The following is a 16,458-nucleotide window of genomic DNA, read 5'->3' on the forward strand; positions in this document are numbered from 1 at the left end:
ACGACTACCAGGGCGAGATCGCCGTACAGCGAAAAGCGTTGAGCGACATCGATATCACCGCCGGTAGCGCCACGCCCGGGGGCCCGGGCCTCAACCCCGTCGCCGTCGTGCTGCGGCTGCGTGAAGAACTCGACGACACCGCTACCATTACCTGCGATGTCGGCTCGGTCTACATCTACCTGGCCCGGCATCTCCGCGTCTATGAGCCGCGGCGGCTGCTGTTCTCCAACGGGCAACAGACCTTGGGCGTGGCGCTGCCCTGGGCGATGGCCGCCTGCCTGGTGCGGCCCGGAACGCCCGTGGTGTCCGTCTCCGGCGACGGCGGGTTCCTGTTCTCCGCCCAGGAACTCGCCACCGCTGCCCACCTGGGGCTGACGTTCACCCACATCGTCTTCCGGGACAACAGTTATGACATGGTCGGCTTCCAGGAACTCCTCAAGTACGACCGAAAATCGGGTGTCGAACTGAGCGACTACGACCTGGTGTCCTACGCGGCGGCCTTCGGCGCCCGCGGCTACCGGGTCAACACGTTGGACGAGTTCACCACCGCCCTGCGCCAGGCGTTGGCCGAGGACGGGCCGTCTCTGATCGACGTGCCCGTGGACTACAGCCGGAACACCGACCTTGCCGCACAGCTGCACGACGACCCCTTCGAATAGGACCATGGACACACATATCGGCGCCTACGAGCGCTTCCGCCGTTGGGCGACAACGCTTCTCACCCACCAACGCGCGGATGATGCCGAGGTGTATCAGTTCTCGACGATCAGCGCGCTGCTCGAGGGCGTGTACGACGGCGACGTCACCGTTGCCGAGATCCTGCGCCACGGCGACTTCGGCCTGGGCACCTTCAACCACCTCGACGGCGAGATGGTCGTTCTCGACGGCGTCTGTTACCGGTTGCGCGCCGACGGCACCGCCAGCCGGGCCGCGCCGACCGATCGCAGCCCCTTCGCGGCGGTCACCCGGTTCCACAGCGACTTCGAGATCGCGATCCAGGCCCGCACCGGCCGCGCTGATGTGACAGCCGCGATCGACCGTGAAATCAAAAGCGCCAACCTGATTTATGCGATCCGGATCACCGGGCACTTCGCCGAACTGCACACCCGCACCGTGATGGCGCAGCAGCCGCCCTACCCGCCGCTGACCGAGGCCACCGAAGAGCAGGCCGAGACCGTGTTCACCGACGTGTCGGGCACGGTGGTCGGATTCCGCACGCCCGACTTCGAGCAGGGCATCTCGGTCGCCGGTTATCACCTGCACTTCCTCAACAGCGAACGCACCGGCGGGGGCCACATCCTCGATTTCACACTCGAACGCGGAGAGGTCGCGGTCAGTGGGGCTTCGCAGCTGCATCTGAGCCTCCCGACCTCCGGCGACTTCCTCGGCGCGCGGCTTTCCGGCGCCGACGTCGACGAACGGATCAACAAAGCCGAGGGCCCCAAGGGCTAGCCGGTTCGGCGGAATTCATGGACTGTTCAGGTCAGCGCCAAGTCCACATTGTTGAATGCACACGCGCACCGCGTGTCCTCACGTTATGCGCGTTGTACAGGTCGCCAACTTCTATGGCCCTCGCTCCGGCGGCCTTCGCACCGCGGTGGACCGGCTGGGCGCCGAATATTGCGCCGGCGGGCACGAGGTGTTCCTGATCGTTCCCGGCCAACGCGCCGAACGCAGCCGACTGCACACCGGTGTGGTGCGAATCACCCTGCCCGCCCGGCTGATTCCCCTCACCGGCGGCTATCGCGCGGTGCTGCCCGGGCCGGTCAAGGCGCTACTGGAGGCGTTGCGGCCCGACGCCCTAGAGGTCTCCGACCGGTTGACGCTGCGGTCACTGGGGCGATGGGGGCGCGACCACGGCGCCACGACGGTCATGATTTCCCACGAACGGCTGGATCGGCTTGTGGGACAAATCCTTCCGCGCCGCGCCGCGGTGAAATTCGCCGACCTGGCCAACGCGCGCACCGCGGCCGATTACGACACGGTGGTGTGCACCACCGGTTTCGCGCGCGAGGAATTCGACCGCATCGGCGCGACGAATACCGTGACGGTCCCGCTGGGCGTGGATCTGCAGACCTTCCACCCGCGCCGGCACTCGTACCTGGTGCGGCGGCGCTGGGCCGACCCGGCCCAGCTGTTGGTGGTCCATTGCGGCCGGCTGTCGGTGGAAAAGCGGGTCGACCGCAGCATCGACGCGATTGGCGAGTTACGCCACGCCGGGGTCGATGCCCGGCTCGTCGTCGTCGGCGAGGGGCCGTTGCGGGCCAGGCTGGAGCGGCAGGCCGCGCGCCTACCGGTGGACTTCACCGGTTTCGTCTCCGATCGATACACGGTGGCCGGGCTGCTGGCGTCGGCCGACGTGACGCTGGCGCCCGGGCCGCACGAGACCTTCGGGCTGGCCGCGCTGGAGTCGCTGGCCTGCGGGACACCGGCGGTGGTTTCGCGCACCTCGGCGTTGACCGAGATCATCACCGCGGACAGCGGCGCTTCGGCGGACAACCACCCGGCCGCCATCGCGCGGGCGGTCAGCGCCATCACCAGCCGCCCCGAGCACCATCGCCGAGTCTCCGCACGACGCCGTGCCGAGGACTTCACCTGGCACCGGGCGGCGACGGGCATGCTGGCCACATTGGGGGCGCCGGCACTGCACGATGACCCCGACGACGCCGAGCACACGGCTTAACTATCCCCGGAACGCTCCGGCTTCCAGCCGACGTACGTCAGGTACAGCCCGGCGGAGGCGAGGCAACCGAACAACACCCAGATCGCCGCGGACATGCCCGAGGTGTAGATCGCATCTCCGGCCGCGTCGTAGGCGCGGGGCACGGTCAACAACAGCACGCCGCGGATCACGAAAAACCAGCCCACACCCGACACAATGACGGCCGCCAGGCTGCGCCAATACTGGTGAAACGCGATGATGAAGATCCCGCCCATCAGCAGAATCGCCCCATAAAGCCAGGGCCACATGGGATTTGCCTTGAACTCCGTGAACAGCTCCCGCATGTACGAGCCGCGGACGGCGACGGTGATCGGCACGATCGTGAGGTAGGGCCCCAGCACGCGGGCGAACATGCGGGTACGGGTCTGCGATTGCTCGGGGGTGCTCATTTGCCGCTGAACTCCTCAAAAGTCGGAGGCAGCCCACGATCCGGGCGGATACGGCGGAACCACGCCGGCGAGGGCGCCATCGGTGAGCTTGCACAGGGTGTCGGAAATCGTTCCGGCGTTGGCCAATACCTTTACGTCGCTGCCCGGCGCGACGCGCGCAATCACCGCCTGCCAGAAGTAACCGACGCCGCCGTGTTCGTACCAGACGAACCAGTCGGCGTCGCGATTGCCGGCGCGAATCAGCCGGCGGAACGGCAACGTCGGATCGCTGACAGCGTCGGTCGCGTTGAACGGCGCGCCGATGTCGGCGATGGGCGGCAGAAGCTTGGTCAGCTCGGGCGGCAGTTGGGACAGGTGCTGCACTTCTCGGACCGGTGTCGTCAACGCGCACTGGGTGTTTGGTGTCGCTTCCGCGGGCACGGCCGTCACCAGAGCCAACGCGGCTGCCAGACAACCGCTGAACAAAATATCAATGCGCGCCACGACCTGCTCCATCTGCTTGCCGCTCACCCCGACGCTACGCCACCGTTTGCTGATGAGAAACGACTTTGCGCGGCCGCTAGGCTCTGTGCTGACGATCAGGGAGGTGAATCGGTGAGAGCCCGGAACCAGGTGTTGATCACTGTCGCGGAGTTGGCGGGCCTCCTGGAGTCCGGTGATCCGGTAACCATCCTCGACGTGCGGTGGCGCCTCGACGAGCCCGACGGGCGGCCGGCCTACCTGGACGGCCACCTACCGGGCGCGGTGTACGCGTCCCTCGAAGACGAACTCAGCGATCACACGATCGCCGGACGCGGCCGTCACCCGCTACCTTCGGGAAGCGATCTCCAGGTCGCAGCCCGCCGGTGGGGAATCCGGGACGACGTGCCGGTGGTGGTTTACGACGACTGGAATCGCGCAGGTTCGGCGCGCGCCTGGTGGGTGTTGACGGCGGCCGGCCTGCCCGACGTCCGCATCCTCGACGGCGGCCTGGCCGCCTGGCGATCGGCCGGGTGCAGCCTCCAAACCGGGGAGGTGACACCGCAGCCCGGGAATGTGACTGTGCCGCACAATGATCTGTATGCCGGAGGCCGACCCACCCTGACCGTCGAGGACGCCGGTGACGGCGCCGTCACGTTGCTCGACGCGCGTGCGCCCGAACGCTTCCGCGGGGAGGTCGAACCGCTCGACCCCGCCGCCGGGCACATCCCCGGCGCCACGAACCTGCCCAGCACCGCCGTCCTGGCGGCCGACGGCACCTTCGTCGGCGTCGACGCGCTCGATCAGCTTCTGGCCGAACGCGGCGTCGACCACGCCGGCCCGTTGGGCGCCTACTGCGGGTCGGGCGTGACCGCCAGCGTCACGATCGCCGCGCTCGCGGCGCGTGGTCGGGAGGCGGCGCTGTTTCCCGGTTCGTGGTCCGAGTGGTGTTCGGACCCCGCCCGCCCCGTCACCCGCGGTCCCGAGTAACGGTCACACACCGCCCCAGCTCTGCAGGAAGGCGGCGGTCACCCGGGCGGCGTTATTCGCCGCGATCCGCTTGTAGCAGAAGAACTGAAACGGAAAGCCCGGCAGGTGAAGCGGATCGCCCGGCCCGTCCGTAATCCCCCGAATGCCCAGGAACGGGACACCGTGCGCATCGGCGACGGCCTGCGCCGCCGCGGTCTCCATGTCGGTCGCATCGAAGGCCGGGTCCGACGTCGAGACGATGTTCAGATTGCTGATCAGAGCGCTTCTGAGCCAGCGACCGGCCGCCTGCCGGAAATTGCCCGTGTACCGCAGCGACCGGTCGGGCGCGCGGCGGGGCTGGCAGCCGAAAACGTCGCCGCCGTTCGGGATACAGGGAAACGCCACGCCGTTGTTGTTGTCCCAACTGCAACCGTCGCCACCGACGACGATTCGCGGCCGGCGTCCCAGATCGATCCTCCGGGTGACGCTTTCCAATGCGACGGAGAGTTTCTCGGCCGCGGCCAGCATGCCCGGATCAACCGGGCGAAACGTCGTGCCGTCGTCCAATGTCCAGCGCGCAGGTACGGCCACGTCCGCGATGCTGGTGCGCGCCGCCCCGCCGGCGACACCCGAAAACACCACCGCGCCAATCTCGAGGCGGGCCAGGGCAGCCTCGGTGGTGTCGACGGCGTTCACCAATCCGATCCCTGTCATCGCCACGATCACCTTCTTGCCGGCGATCGAGCCGAGGTAGAAGTGCCGACGGTCGACGATCACCACCGGTTCGGGATCGAGCGTCGTGTGCGATAGCACCGCGTCTGCTTCGGCCGGAAAGGCCGACAGCACCAGCGTGCGCCCTTCGCCGTCACCCGCGACACCCACCGCACCAGTAAACGCCACGTTGACCGCGGCCGGACACGGCGGCTTTGCTGATTCCGGCCCTTCGCGCGCGGACCGGGGTTAGTCTCAGCGGCGTTGCAGGCAACCCGGGGGCGCGCCACAGAGGAGCACGTTCATGCTCGAAGTTATCGAAAGGACGCCGCCCCGCGAATCCCACAAGCCGCCGGTACTATTCGTCCACGGCGCGTGGCACGGCGCCTGGTGTTGGGACGAGCATTTCCTGGACTTCTTCGCGGACAAGGGCCACCGCGCGTTGGCGCTGAGCCTTCGCGGTCACGGAAAGAGCCCGGCTCTGAAGTCGATGCGGTTCTGTTCGATCGCGGACTTCGTCGCCGACGTCGCCACGGTCGCGGACGGCTTGCCCGAACCACCGGTGATAGTCGGCCATTCGATGGGCGGCTTCGTCGTCCAGAAGTACCTGGAGTCGCACGACGCTGCGGCGGCCGTGCTGCTGGCGTCGGTACCCCCGAACGGCATCCGCGGATTCTTGGCGCGCAGGTTCAAGCGGCACCCGTGGTACACCGCCACCGGCCTGGCAAGGACCAGGTCGCTGCGCGGTGTCGGCGGCACACCGGAATTGGCCCGCGAGACCTTCTTCTCGCAGTCGCACTCTGGAGCCGACGTGGCGCGCTATACCGCCGAACTCTGCGAGGAGTACGCCCTCAAGATCGCGCTCGACATGTTGTGGCTCGACAGACCCAGGCCACACCTGGTGAGCACACCGCTGTTGGTGTTGGGAGCCGAAGACGACGTGTGCTTCACGACGCGAGAAGTCCGGGCGACCGCGGCCGCCTACGACACCGAAGCGGAAATCTTCCCTAAGATGAGCCACGACATGATGCTCGACCCCGGGTGGCGCGCCGTCGCCGAGAGAATCCACGCCTGGCTCGAAACGTGCGTGCCCGCAAGATGACTGCGCGATGACGGGACGGCTCGACGGCAAGGTCGCGATCATCACCGGGGCCAGCACCGGGCTGGGGCCCGTGCTGGGCGCGCTGTTCGTCCGAGAGGGCGCCAAGGTGCTGCTGGCCGCGCGACGCGAAGAGCTGGTACGCGAGGCCGCCCGCGCCGCGGGGCCCGGAGCCATCGCGATGCGCGCGGATGTCACCGACGAAGATGACGTCGCGGCCATGGTGGCGCGAGCCGTCGCCGAGTTCGGCGAGGTCGACATCCTGTGCAACAACGCCGCCGCGCCCGGAGAAGACCGCTGGATCTGGGAGCAGACCCTGGACAACTGGAACGCCACGATCGCCATCGACGTCACCGCGGCGATGCTGTGCACCCGGGAAGTGCTCAACCAGTCGATGCTGGCGCGCCGCCGCGGCGTCATCCTCAACTTCTCTTCCACGGCAGGCTATTCCGGCATCGTCCGCAAGACCCACTACGTCACCGCCAAGGCATCGCTTCGGGCGTTCACCAAGACCGTCGCGCTGGAGGTCGGGCCCTACGGCATCCGGTGCAACTGCATCGTGCCCGGGGCCATCGATACCGAGCTGTGGCGGCGATGGGTGCAACGCACGGCCGACGAGCGGGGAATCGATTTCGCCACTCAGCGGGCCAAAACCGTCAACGGCGTTGCCCTGCAGGATATTTCCACACCCGAAGACGTCGCCAACCTGGCATTGTTCCTGGCCAGCGACGAAAGCCGCACCATCACCGGCCAATCCATCCCCGTCGACGCCGGAGGGTACATGCAGGGATGAGCGCCCCACGCCTCTCGGTGGCCACGCCTGTGGTGACGATGTTTCCGAAGACCAGCGGCGACTGGGAGCAAGACGCTTCCATCGACGATCTGGCGCGGATCGCCGAGGCCGCGGATCGGCTCGGCTACCACCATCTGACCTGCAGCGAACACATCGCCCTGCCCGCGGCCGAGACGCTCCGGCGCGGTACCCGCTATTGGGATCCGCTGGCCACCTTCGGCTACCTGGCCGCCCGCACTCAACGAATTCGGTTGGCCACCAATGTGCTGGTGCTCGGGTACCACCATCCGCTCGAGATCGCCAAACGCTACGGCACGCTGGACAAGGTCAGCGGCGGCCGGCTCATCCTCGGCGTCGGCGTCGGCAGCCTCAAAGAGGAATTCGAGCTCGTCGGCGCACCCTTCGACGACCGCGGACCGCGGGGTGACGACGCCCTCAAGGCGCTGCGCGCCTCGCTATCCGTGCCCGAACCCGCCTACCACGGCGAGTTTTACTCGTTCGACGGCATGGTCGTCGACCCGTGCGCGGTGCAGGACCGCGTCCCGATCTGGATCGGCGGCCGGACGCTGCGGTCGCTGCGCCGCGCCGCGACCCTGGCCGACGGTTGGGCACCCTTCAACGTGACGCTGTCCCAGGCGCGGAACTGGTTGCGCCGCTTCGATCTTCGATCCGGGTTCGAGGTCGTCCTGCCACCGTCGACAGCGCTGGACCCGATCAACGAACCGGAACAGACCCGCGACGCCATCGGCGAGGCCGCCGCGCACGGCGCCACCATCGTGCCCGCCGTCTTCCGCCACACCTCGCTGCAGCATTACCTGGACAACCTGCAGGCGCTCGCCGAGCTACACTCCCCCGGCGGCGCCGCGTGATCCGCGTCAGGGCAGGCATATTCAGCCTCACCGCCGCCGCGCCGGCCGACGACGACGGCAGCTATCTGCGCTGGCACCTGCTGGATCACATGCCGGAGCAGTATCAACTTCCCGGCATCGTGCACGGGCTGCGCTGGATCGCCGACGGCGACTATCCCCAGCACCGGCTGGCGGCCCACGGCCCGCTGGGTGAGGTCGGCAACGCGGTGCACTATCTGGTGAGCGACCCCGTCGAGCAGACCTTCGACGACTTCGTCACCCTCGGCCGCGCGCTGCGCGAAAACGGCCGGTTTCCCGTCGTCCGGTCGTCCCTGCAAGTCGCCGGCCTGCGCTTGCTGCAGTGGCAGAGCGCCCCGCAGGCGCTGGTCTCCGCCGAGGTGGTGCCGTTCCGGCCGCACCGCGGCATCGTGCTGATCGTCGAAGAACCCGTCGGCGGGCGCCGCCCGGATGAGTGGCTGCAGTGGTTGCATGCCGAGCACCACCCGGCGCTGCTCGGCGTGCCGGGCACGGCCGGCGTCTGGACCTTCGGTTCCAGCGCGGGCTGGAGCCACCTACCGCAGGGCTGGCGAACGGACCACCAATACATCACCGTCGTCTACCTCGACGACGACCCGCTGACCACGACCCGCGCCCTGGCCCCCGTCATCGAAGAGCGGTGGCGATCGGAGGCGGTACGGCCCATCTTCGCCGGACCGCTGCGCAGCATGGTCGGGTGGGAAGCCTGGCGGTAAACCCCGCGGTTGACTGGCCGCCAGAGAAATGAGACCTTCCCGAAACGAAGGGAACCTATTGTCCTCGCTGACGAAGGAGGTGAGATGACGAATCGGTATGTGCTGGCGGCCGCCGGGATCGTGCTGGCGGCTGGTTTGTCCGGCTGTTCGGGCAAGGGCGGCCAGCCGGCGTCCACCCCGAGTTCGAGTCCGGTTGCCGTGACCACGACCGTCATGATCGACGGGAACAAACACACGATGACCACGGGGGTCAACTGCGCCAGTTCGGCGGCGCAACCGAACGCGTCCCCACCCGAATCCGGGGATTTGACCACCCGCATCACCGTGCACGACGACACGGCGTCGGTGTCGCTGGCCCTGTCCGACGAGAAGCCGCCCATGGTGGACGGATTCGCAATTTCTCTCACGCTGGCCAACGGTCAGTACCAACTGCCCTACCAGTCGACCAATTCGGCCTCCCAGGTCCAGGCAACCAAGCAGGGCAAGAGCTACACGGTGACCGGGACCGGCCAGGCGACGACGCCCGGCCAAAGCGGCACGCGCCCGGTGACTTTCGGGGTGCACGTCACCTGCCCGTGACCGCGGCGCCGCGGGAGTGGTTGTCCACCGCGACCAGCTCTGCGATGCTGGCAGCTTGGACATCTTCGCGCAGTGGCAAACCGGCGGCACTGAACTGCATTGGCGGTCAACGACCGCCGCCAACGGCGGGCACGAAGTCGCGGTGTTCAGTCGCCGCTGCGGCACGCCCGGCGCCCCCGCCCTGGTCCTGGTGCACGGCTTCCCGACGTCGAGCATCGACTTTTTCGCCCTGGCCGGCGAATTGGGTTCCGAGTTCGACATCTACCTGCTGGACTTCCCCGGTTACGGCCTGTCCGACAAGCCGGCCGAGCCGTACGTCTATTCGCTCTACGACGACGCGCGGCTGCTGGTCTACGCGATCACCCAGGTGTGGAACCTGAGCGAATACCGCATGCTCACCCACGACCGCGGCAGCAGCGTCGGCATGATCGCAATGGAGATGCTGGCCGCCCTCGATCCGCCGGTCGTGCCCGTCGACCTCATCGTGACGAACGCCAACATCTACCTGCCGCTGTCCAACCTCACCGCGTTCCAGACCGCGCTGCTCGACCCCGCGACCGGCCGGCCCACCGCGGAGGCGACGACGCCGGAGCTGCTGGCGGCCGGCCTGGGGGCCAGCACCTTCATGCCAAGGCGAACGCTGGACGACCCGGAGATCGCCGCGCTGGCGAAGTGCTTTGCCCACAACGACGGAATCCGCGTGCTGCCCGACACCATCCAGTACCTGCACGAGCGTGCCGCTGACGAAACAGGTTGGCTGGAGGCACTTTCCAAGAGGCCGGTCAACACCACCGTGGTGTGGGGGCTGCACGACAACGTCGCGCCGCTGCGCGTGCCCAATCATGTCTGGCAGATGTATCTGAAGAACAAGCCCGGCCGCAACCGCTACTGGGTGGTGCCCGGTGCCGACCACTACCTGCAATGCGACGCGCCCGGCCAACTGGCCGAGATCGTCCGGCTCACGGCCCAGGGCGGGGACATCCCGCTGCAGACGCTCGGCAATCAGCCCGACGGCGCGGTCTTGGTGGACCAAAGCGCGCCCTAGCCTTGCGCCGAGCGTCACGCCAGCGTGACGGTCGAGCCCAAGCGCCACGCTGGCGTGACGCACGAAGCGATCAGGGCCGGTTGCGTCAGCCGGTGGCGACGGGCAGGCGCGCCCACCCGCGGACGCTCGCGGTATGCGCCCGCTGGGCGCTGGCGTAGTCGACTTCCCAGTCGGGCCAGCGCTTGAGGACCTCTTCGAGGGCCACGCGGCCTTCCATCCGGGCCAGCGCGGAGCCCAGGCAGAAGTGCAGGCCCTGCCCGAAACTCAGGTGGCCGCCACCGCGGTGGATGTCGTAGCGGTCCGGATCCGTGAAGCGGCGATCATCCCGATTGGCAGAACCGTTGAGCAGCAACATGTATGAGCCCTCGGGCACGACGCGACCGTAGAGCTCGGCGTCCTGCGCCACGTAGCGGGCCTGCACCGGTGACGGCGGCTCGTAGCGCAGCGTCTCCTCGACGGCGCCGGGGATCAGGGACGGGTCGGCAACCAGTTCCCGGCGCTGATCCGGGTGGTCGGACAGCAGTTGTCCCATGAAGCCGATCAGCCGGGCCGTGGTCTCGTTCCCGGCGCCGGCGATCATGGCGGTGTAGGCCAGCACCTCGGTCCGCGACAACGGCCGCCGGGTGCCGTCCGGTTCCTCGATCTCGGCCCGCAACAGGTCGGTCATCAGGTCGTCGGACGGGTGATTGGCCCGCCATTCGATGTACTCGGCGAACACGACGATGCTCTCCTCGAACAGCTTCGCGTTCACCGCGGCCGGGTCGCGCTCCTCGGACAACTCGATGTAAGCCCCGCCGCGATCGCGGATCTTGGCCTGATCCTGCTCGGGAATACCCAACAAATAACCGATGGTCCGCATCGGCATCATCGCCCCGAGATCGGCGATGAAGTCGAAGCCGCCGGAACCGACCAGCGGATCCAGCTCCCGAACACAGAACCCACGCACCAGGTCCTCCACAGCCAGCATCCGGCGCGGCGTGAAGACCCGGGACAGCAGGCGGCGGTGCAGGTCGTGTAGCGGCGGGTCTTCGAACAACAGAATGCCCGGCGGCACTTCGATATTGGCGAACAAGATGTCGGCCGTGGTTCCGCGGCCGGATCGGTACGTCTGCCAGTTCGGCAGTTCGCGCGCCACGTCGTCGTAGCGGCTCAGCGCGTAGAAGTTGTACTTCTCGTTGTAGTACAGCGGCGCCTCTTCGCGCATGCGCTTCCACACCGGGTACGGGTTGTCGTCGATGTCGGAGTCGAACGGGTCGTAGTACAAGTCGATCGTGCTGGTGCCTGCCATTTGTCAGTCCCTTCGCTCAGTCGTTTCGGTGTAGGAAGCCGTGCAGGATCGCCTGGGTGAGTTCTTCGACGATGACCTCTCGAGATGGCGGCTTGGCGCCGAAGTAGGTGGAGCGCAACGCGGCCATGCCCGCGACCATCGCCACCGTCGAGTGAGCGGGCAGGTCGGGATGGTCCGACCGCAGTCCCCGCAAATGCATGCCCTCCGCGCTGATCTCCCCGAGCGCCGTGATCGCCTGCCTGATCTCGGCGATGCCGGCGTCGGCCTTCTCCTCCTCGCTGAGTGCCTCCGACGCCATCAGCGTCAGCAGCAGGCCCTGGTGTTCGACGAACACGTCGTAGAGCTGTCCGACGAAATGCCGGGCCAGCTCTTGCTCGCCGGTCTCCTCGGGCACCACCGATTGCCAGGTCCGGCCGAACTCGGCGACGAAGTCGGTGAACGGTTGGACGAGCGCCTCGCGAAACAGTGCCGCCTTCGAACCGAAATGCCGAAACAACAGATGCTCGGTAACGCCTGCGGCCTGGGCGATTTCACGCGTGGTCGTGCTGCGGTAGTCCTGGCGGGCGAAGCGCGCCCGCGCGGCGTCGAGGAGCAGCCCCCGCGGGGCACCACGGGGGCGGCGAGTCGTCGCCGCCGGTGGGCTGCGCTTGGTGGGTGGCCGCTGGGGCACAGTTTCGCTCCTGATCCGACGGTTGACTGCCTTTAGGATAGTGTGCACTATCTAATCAGTCGAGCGTTGGAAGGGGTGCGACCGTGGGCGCCGTCATCATGCTGGGCACGTTGTTCGGGCTGATCGTCCTGATATTCGGGCTGGTGCTGCGCTTTGACCCGCAGGCACGCCGGACTCAAGGCCACGACCGGTGAGCTCCCAGATGACGCCCGTGATGCAGGCAGCCAGTGACTTCGCGCTGATCGGGGGTATCGGGTTCACCGCCCTCGGCGTGTACCTCAGCGTTCGGCGCCGCCGCCTCCACCCCCTCCTGCTGCTGTGCATCTCGGCGATCTCGTTTTCGTGGATCGAGGCGCCCTACGACTGGGCGATGTACGCACAGTTCCCGCCGGCCATCCCCCGCATGCCGGCGTGGTGGCCGCTGAACGTGACGTGGGGCGGACTGCCGTTGTTCGTTCCCGTCGGCTACATCTCCTACTTCGTGCTGCCGGCCGTTACCGGCACGGCGCTCGGGCGATGGTTGAGCGGACGGTTCGGATGGCGAAGGCCCCCAACGCTGTTGGTGGTCGGTCTTGTCGTCGGCTTCTGCTGGGCGCTGTTCTTCAACGGGTTCCTGGGCGCCAAGCTCGGCGTGTTCTACTACGGCCGCGTGATTCCCGGACTGGCGATCCGCGAGGGCACCGTGCATCAATACCCGCTGTACGACTCCCTCGCGATGGCGATCCAGATGATGGTCTTCACCTATCTCCTGGGCCGCACCGACCCGCAAGGACGAAACGTCATCGAGATGTGGGCCGAGAACAGGTCGAAGAGCCGCCTGGGCTCGTCGCTGCTGTCCGTCGTCGCTGTGATTGTCGTCGGAAACATCCTCTATGGCGCGGTTTTCGCACCACACCTCGTCACAAAGCTGGGCGGCTGGGTGACCGCGGGCCCGACGGAGCAGTTGTTCCCGGGCGTGCCGAATCAACCCAAGTAGTTCACCCAAGAGCCTGCGGCAGCACGACCTCGCCGACGCGCTCTAGATAAGGCCACGCGACGTCCGGCGGCAGGCCGCCGCACAACGGTGACAGGTTGAGCACCTGGCCGGCGCGGACCCGCGAAACAGCCTCTGGCACAGAGATAATGATGTGCGACGATCCCGTCTCGCGCAGTTCGTCGACGGTGTTGACGTGGCTGAAGCCGGCCGTGGTCTCGTCCCCGGGGTTCCAGGCGGCGTAGGTGCGCACATCGTGCAGCAGATGCTCGCCGATCTCTTTCCACGCCTGATCCACGTCGTCGGCGACGAAGACGACCGAGGGCGTGTCGCGGTCGGGAAAGAAGGTGGGCCCGGGCTGATGGCCGTGCTCGCGGCAGGCCTCCTCGTAGGCCTCCTGCATGCCTGGTGCGTTGGCGTTGCCCAGCATGCCCAGGCCGTACCTGCCGGCCCGGCGGGCCGCCGCCAACGTTCCGCCGCCCCACATCAGTCCCGGCCCGCCGGGAGTCAGCGGGCGCGGTGTCATGGTGATCCGCCGTCCGTCCTCGACGACGGTCTCACCGGCAAGCAGTCGCCGCAACAGCGCGAGTTTCTCGTCGCAGACGCGGCCACGCGTCTTGATCGGCACTCCGAAGTGCTCGAACTCCTCGGGCCGATAGCCCAAAGCCAGGATGTAGGACGCCCGCCCGTTGCTGATGATGTCGAGGACCGCCATGTCCTCGGCGAGACGCACGGTTTCGTAGAACGGAAGAATCAGGATCAGGCTCAGCGCCAGACGCTGCGTTCGCGCGGCCACCGCTGAGGCCAGCAAGAGCGGTGACGGCAGGTAGCCGTCCTCGGACCCGTGGTGCTCACAAAGCACGGCCGCCAAACCGCCGTGTTCCTCGGCCCAGGCGCACATTTCGGGTGCCGCGGAGTACAGATCGGTTGGGGGCGCTGCCCATTCAGGATCGCGCATGTCGAAACGCAGTGTGTACACGGCAGACTCCTAGGAGACCTAATCTTTGTGCTGCACGTTACACCTTCAGTCGAAGACGTAAAGCGGTAGCGGCGTGGGGATGTCCAGCGACTCAGCAGGCCCGGCGGCGCGGCGTGAACGCCGTACCGTATGTCGTTGCGGCAGAACCGGGATTGCTCAGTGCGGTGGGCCTGCCGTTGACGATCCCGCAGCACGCGTTTGTCGGCGGGTAGCTGGGGCCGGTTACTCTGCGGGCGTGACCTTCAACCCGCTCGAGGAGCTCACGCTGGAGCAACTGCGGCTCCGCACGAGCATGAAATGGCGCGCGCATCCGGCCGACGTTCTGCCGCTGTGGGTCGCCGAGATGGACGTCATGCCGGCCCCCACCGTGGCCGAGACCCTGCGGACGGCCATCGACAACGGCGACACCGGATATCCGTGCGGCACCGCGCTGGCCGAAGCGGTCAGTCAATTCGCCTCCGAGCGGTGGCAGTGGCACGACCTGGACGTCACTCACACCGCGATCGTCCCGGACGTCATGCTCGGCGCCGTCGAGCTGTTGCGTCTGGTCACCGACCGGGGCGACGCCGTCATCGTCAACCCGCCGGTGTACGCCCCCTTCTACGCGTTCGTCACGCACGACGGCCGCGAAGTCGTCGAAGCGCCACTGAACGCCGAAGGCCGAATCGATCCGGACGCGTTGGCGGACGCCTTCGCGCGCGCCCGGGCAAAGGGTGGAAACGTCGCGTACCTGTTGTGCAACCCGCACAATCCCACCGGATCGGTGCACACGGCCGACGAACTCGGGGCCGTCGCCGAGCTCGCCCGCCGGTTCGGCGTCCGGGTGGTATCGGACGAGATCCACGCGCCCGTCGTCTTGTCGGGATCGCGGTTCACCCCCTACCTCACCGTGCCCGGCGCGGAGAACGCCTTCGCCCTGACGTCCGCATCCAAGGCCTGGAGCCTGTCGGGGCTCAAGACGGCGCTCGCCATCGCCGGACCGGAGGCGGTCGCGGACCTGCGCCGGATGCCGGAAGAGGTCAGCCACGGGCCGAGCCACCTCGGCGTCATCGCCCACGCGGAAGCCTTCCGCACCGGGGGTGAGTGGCTCGACGACCTACTGCGCGGCCTGGATCGGAACCGGACGCTGCTCGGCGACCTCGTTGCAGAGCACCTGCCGAAGGTGAAATACCAATGGCCGCAAGGAACTTACCTCGCGTGGCTCGATTGCCGGGAGCTCGGCTTCACCGAAGACGCCGCCGACGGCCTCGCGGTGGTGGCCGACCTGTCCGGGCCCGCTCGGTGGTTCCTCGACCACGCCCGGGTGGCGCTCAGTTCCGGCCATGTCTTCGGCACCGGCGGCGCGGGGCACGTCCGACTGAACTTCGCGACGTCGGGGGCGATCCTCACCGAGGCCGTGTCCCGGATGGGCCGCGCCCTCGCCCACGCCCGCTAGGCCGGCATCTCCTCGGCGCCGCGGCCCAAGTTGCGGAAGCCCTCGGCGGGCCGCTTGAAGCCGAGCACGAACGGCAGTGAGCTCAACTCCAGCTTGACCGTCGCCCCGAGCCGGCGCAGGAACGTGGACTCGGCCGGTGCCAGCGAAACCTGCGACGTCGCGAGGTCGAGGTAGTGCGTCGGGGTCTCCCCGATCTCGTCGAAGACGTGGGTCAGCGGTATGCACAGTGAGCGCACCGGTTCGTCGAGGCACGCCGCGACGGGGTCGGTCATCAGCACGTATTCGACCACGGGCACCAAGTTTTTCAGCATGCGATGCACCAGGATGACATCGAAGCCCGCGAGCTCGGTGTGGCGCTTCACCCGCTGCTCGGCCACCTCACCCTGGTGGACGACGAACTTCAACGAGAGCTTGTCCAACTGCGCACAACTCGCACATTCGCAGGCCAGATCCTTTTGGAAGCGCTCACGCCGGGCGATGAACGCCTCCCGCATCCGAGATAGCCGGTCGCACACCAGCACTTTGGCGTCGCCGTCGGGCGCCCAGAAGAACGCGGCATCACCCTCGAGCTTCGCTAGCTTCAGGCCTCTGCCGGCGTCGATCACCGATTCCAGCAGACCCGCAACCGTCAACTGCGCATGGGCCAGGTGGGTGCGGTTCCACTGCATGTAGTGGGTATAGCCGCTGATGTCGGCAATGATCAGGACCGCGCGCCGAATCGCCATGAACAAACGAGTTTAATGTCCG

At 67.6% G+C, this 16,458-nt stretch carries 19 protein-coding genes; 12 read left to right on the plus strand and 7 right to left on the minus strand.

Annotation, left to right across the window (positions count from 1 at the left end; all coding sequences use genetic code 11):
• From A5711_RS15315 to A5711_RS15325, 3 genes are all read left to right on the plus strand, one after another.
• A partial coding sequence (locus tag A5711_RS15315; protein WP_231987483.1) for a thiamine pyrophosphate-dependent enzyme occupies positions 1–659 on the plus strand: 659 nt, incomplete at its 5' end.
• Positions 660–663: 4 nt separating this feature from the next.
• Positions 664–1,452, plus strand: a complete 789-nt coding sequence (gene budA, locus A5711_RS15320) for an acetolactate decarboxylase (RefSeq protein ID WP_067947894.1) — start codon at positions 664–666, stop codon at positions 1,450–1,452.
• An 85-nt stretch (positions 1,453–1,537) separates the two neighbouring features.
• The gene (locus tag A5711_RS15325; RefSeq protein WP_067947897.1) at positions 1,538–2,683 is read left to right on the plus strand and encodes a glycosyltransferase; all 1,146 of its coding nucleotides are present in this window, start codon (positions 1,538–1,540) and stop codon (positions 2,681–2,683) included.
• Here the strand turns inward: A5711_RS15325 and A5711_RS15330 are convergent.
• Positions 2,680–3,111, minus strand: a complete 432-nt coding sequence (locus A5711_RS15330) for a hypothetical protein (protein ID WP_067947900.1) — start codon at positions 3,109–3,111, stop codon at positions 2,680–2,682. The two genes, A5711_RS15325 and A5711_RS15330, sit on opposite strands and share 4 nt — an antisense overlap.
• A gap of 15 nt (positions 3,112–3,126) precedes the next feature.
• A complete protein-coding gene (locus A5711_RS15335) occupies positions 3,127–3,621 on the minus strand; it encodes a hypothetical protein (protein ID WP_231987484.1) in 495 nt (164 codons plus the stop codon).
• Positions 3,622–3,705: 84 nt separating this feature from the next.
• Between A5711_RS15335 and A5711_RS15340 the strand changes: the two genes are divergently transcribed.
• Positions 3,706–4,560: a sulfurtransferase gene (locus A5711_RS15340; protein ID WP_067947902.1), complete on the plus strand. Its 855-nt coding sequence runs from the start codon at positions 3,706–3,708 to the stop codon at positions 4,558–4,560.
• A 3-nt stretch (positions 4,561–4,563) separates the two neighbouring features.
• Here A5711_RS15340 and A5711_RS26360 read toward each other — a convergent pair whose 3' ends face one another.
• Positions 4,564–5,421, minus strand: coding sequence for a hypothetical protein (locus tag A5711_RS26360; RefSeq protein ID WP_231987485.1), 858 nt, complete (start codon positions 5,419–5,421; stop codon positions 4,564–4,566).
• Between the two features lie 133 nt (positions 5,422–5,554).
• Between A5711_RS26360 and A5711_RS15350 the strand changes: the two genes are divergently transcribed.
• The 6 genes from A5711_RS15350 to A5711_RS15375 all read left to right on the plus strand — a co-directional run bounded on the left by A5711_RS15350 (position 5,555) and on the right by A5711_RS15375 (position 10,366).
• On the plus strand, positions 5,555–6,352 hold the full coding sequence (locus A5711_RS15350; protein WP_067947904.1) for an alpha/beta hydrolase: 798 nt from the start codon (positions 5,555–5,557) through the stop codon (positions 6,350–6,352).
• A gap of 7 nt (positions 6,353–6,359) precedes the next feature.
• Entirely contained in the window at positions 6,360–7,142 is a 783-nt protein-coding gene (locus A5711_RS15355; RefSeq protein ID WP_067947907.1) for an SDR family NAD(P)-dependent oxidoreductase, read from the plus strand.
• Positions 7,139–8,011, plus strand: a complete 873-nt coding sequence (locus A5711_RS15360; RefSeq protein ID WP_067947909.1) for an LLM class F420-dependent oxidoreductase — start codon at positions 7,139–7,141, stop codon at positions 8,009–8,011. The genes A5711_RS15355 and A5711_RS15360 overlap by 4 nt, the downstream gene beginning before the upstream one ends.
• Positions 8,011–8,742, plus strand: coding sequence for a hypothetical protein (locus A5711_RS15365; RefSeq protein ID WP_067947986.1), 732 nt, complete (start codon positions 8,011–8,013; stop codon positions 8,740–8,742). The genes A5711_RS15360 and A5711_RS15365 overlap by 1 nt, the downstream gene beginning before the upstream one ends.
• Positions 8,743–8,826: 84 nt before the next feature.
• Complete coding sequence (locus A5711_RS15370; RefSeq protein WP_067947911.1) at positions 8,827–9,321, plus strand: lipoprotein LpqH; 495 nt, start codon at positions 8,827–8,829, stop codon at positions 9,319–9,321.
• Positions 9,322–9,376: 55 nt separating this feature from the next.
• Positions 9,377–10,366, plus strand: a complete 990-nt coding sequence (locus tag A5711_RS15375; protein ID WP_067947913.1) for an alpha/beta fold hydrolase — start codon at positions 9,377–9,379, stop codon at positions 10,364–10,366.
• Between the two features lie 85 nt (positions 10,367–10,451).
• On the opposite strand, the gene A5711_RS15380 is transcribed toward A5711_RS15375, so the two are convergent.
• Both A5711_RS15380 and A5711_RS15385 read right to left on the minus strand, forming a co-directional pair.
• Positions 10,452–11,654: a cytochrome P450 gene (locus tag A5711_RS15380; RefSeq protein ID WP_067947915.1), complete on the minus strand. Its 1,203-nt coding sequence runs from the start codon at positions 11,652–11,654 to the stop codon at positions 10,452–10,454.
• A 16-nt stretch (positions 11,655–11,670) separates the two neighbouring features.
• Complete coding sequence (locus A5711_RS15385) at positions 11,671–12,324, minus strand: TetR/AcrR family transcriptional regulator (RefSeq protein ID WP_067947917.1); 654 nt, start codon at positions 12,322–12,324, stop codon at positions 11,671–11,673.
• Between the two features lie 190 nt (positions 12,325–12,514).
• Here A5711_RS15385 and A5711_RS15390 point away from each other — a divergent pair, with 190 nt between their 5' ends.
• Positions 12,515–13,300, plus strand: coding sequence for a spirocyclase AveC family protein (locus tag A5711_RS15390; RefSeq protein ID WP_067947919.1), 786 nt, complete (start codon positions 12,515–12,517; stop codon positions 13,298–13,300).
• A 1-nt stretch (position 13,301) separates the two neighbouring features.
• On the opposite strand, the gene A5711_RS15395 is transcribed toward A5711_RS15390, so the two are convergent.
• Positions 13,302–14,276 carry an LLM class flavin-dependent oxidoreductase gene (locus tag A5711_RS15395; protein WP_067947921.1) on the minus strand — a complete coding sequence of 325 codons (975 nt, stop codon included), beginning with the start codon at positions 14,274–14,276 and terminating at the stop codon, positions 13,302–13,304.
• 292 nt (positions 14,277–14,568) lie between these two features.
• On the opposite strand from A5711_RS15395, the gene A5711_RS15400 reads away from it, so the two are divergent.
• Positions 14,569–15,711, plus strand: coding sequence for a MalY/PatB family protein (locus tag A5711_RS15400; RefSeq protein ID WP_369829943.1), 1,143 nt, complete (start codon positions 14,569–14,571; stop codon positions 15,709–15,711).
• Here A5711_RS15400 and A5711_RS15405 read toward each other — a convergent pair.
• Positions 15,708–16,436, minus strand: a complete 729-nt coding sequence (locus A5711_RS15405) for a DUF2652 domain-containing protein (protein WP_067947926.1) — start codon at positions 16,434–16,436, stop codon at positions 15,708–15,710. The two genes, A5711_RS15400 and A5711_RS15405, sit on opposite strands and share 4 nt — an antisense overlap.
• Positions 16,437–16,458 lie beyond the last annotated feature (22 nt).

Source organism: Mycobacterium sp. E2238 (assembly GCF_001672665.1).
In the GTDB taxonomy this organism is placed as follows: domain Bacteria; phylum Actinomycetota; class Actinomycetes; order Mycobacteriales; family Mycobacteriaceae; genus Mycobacterium.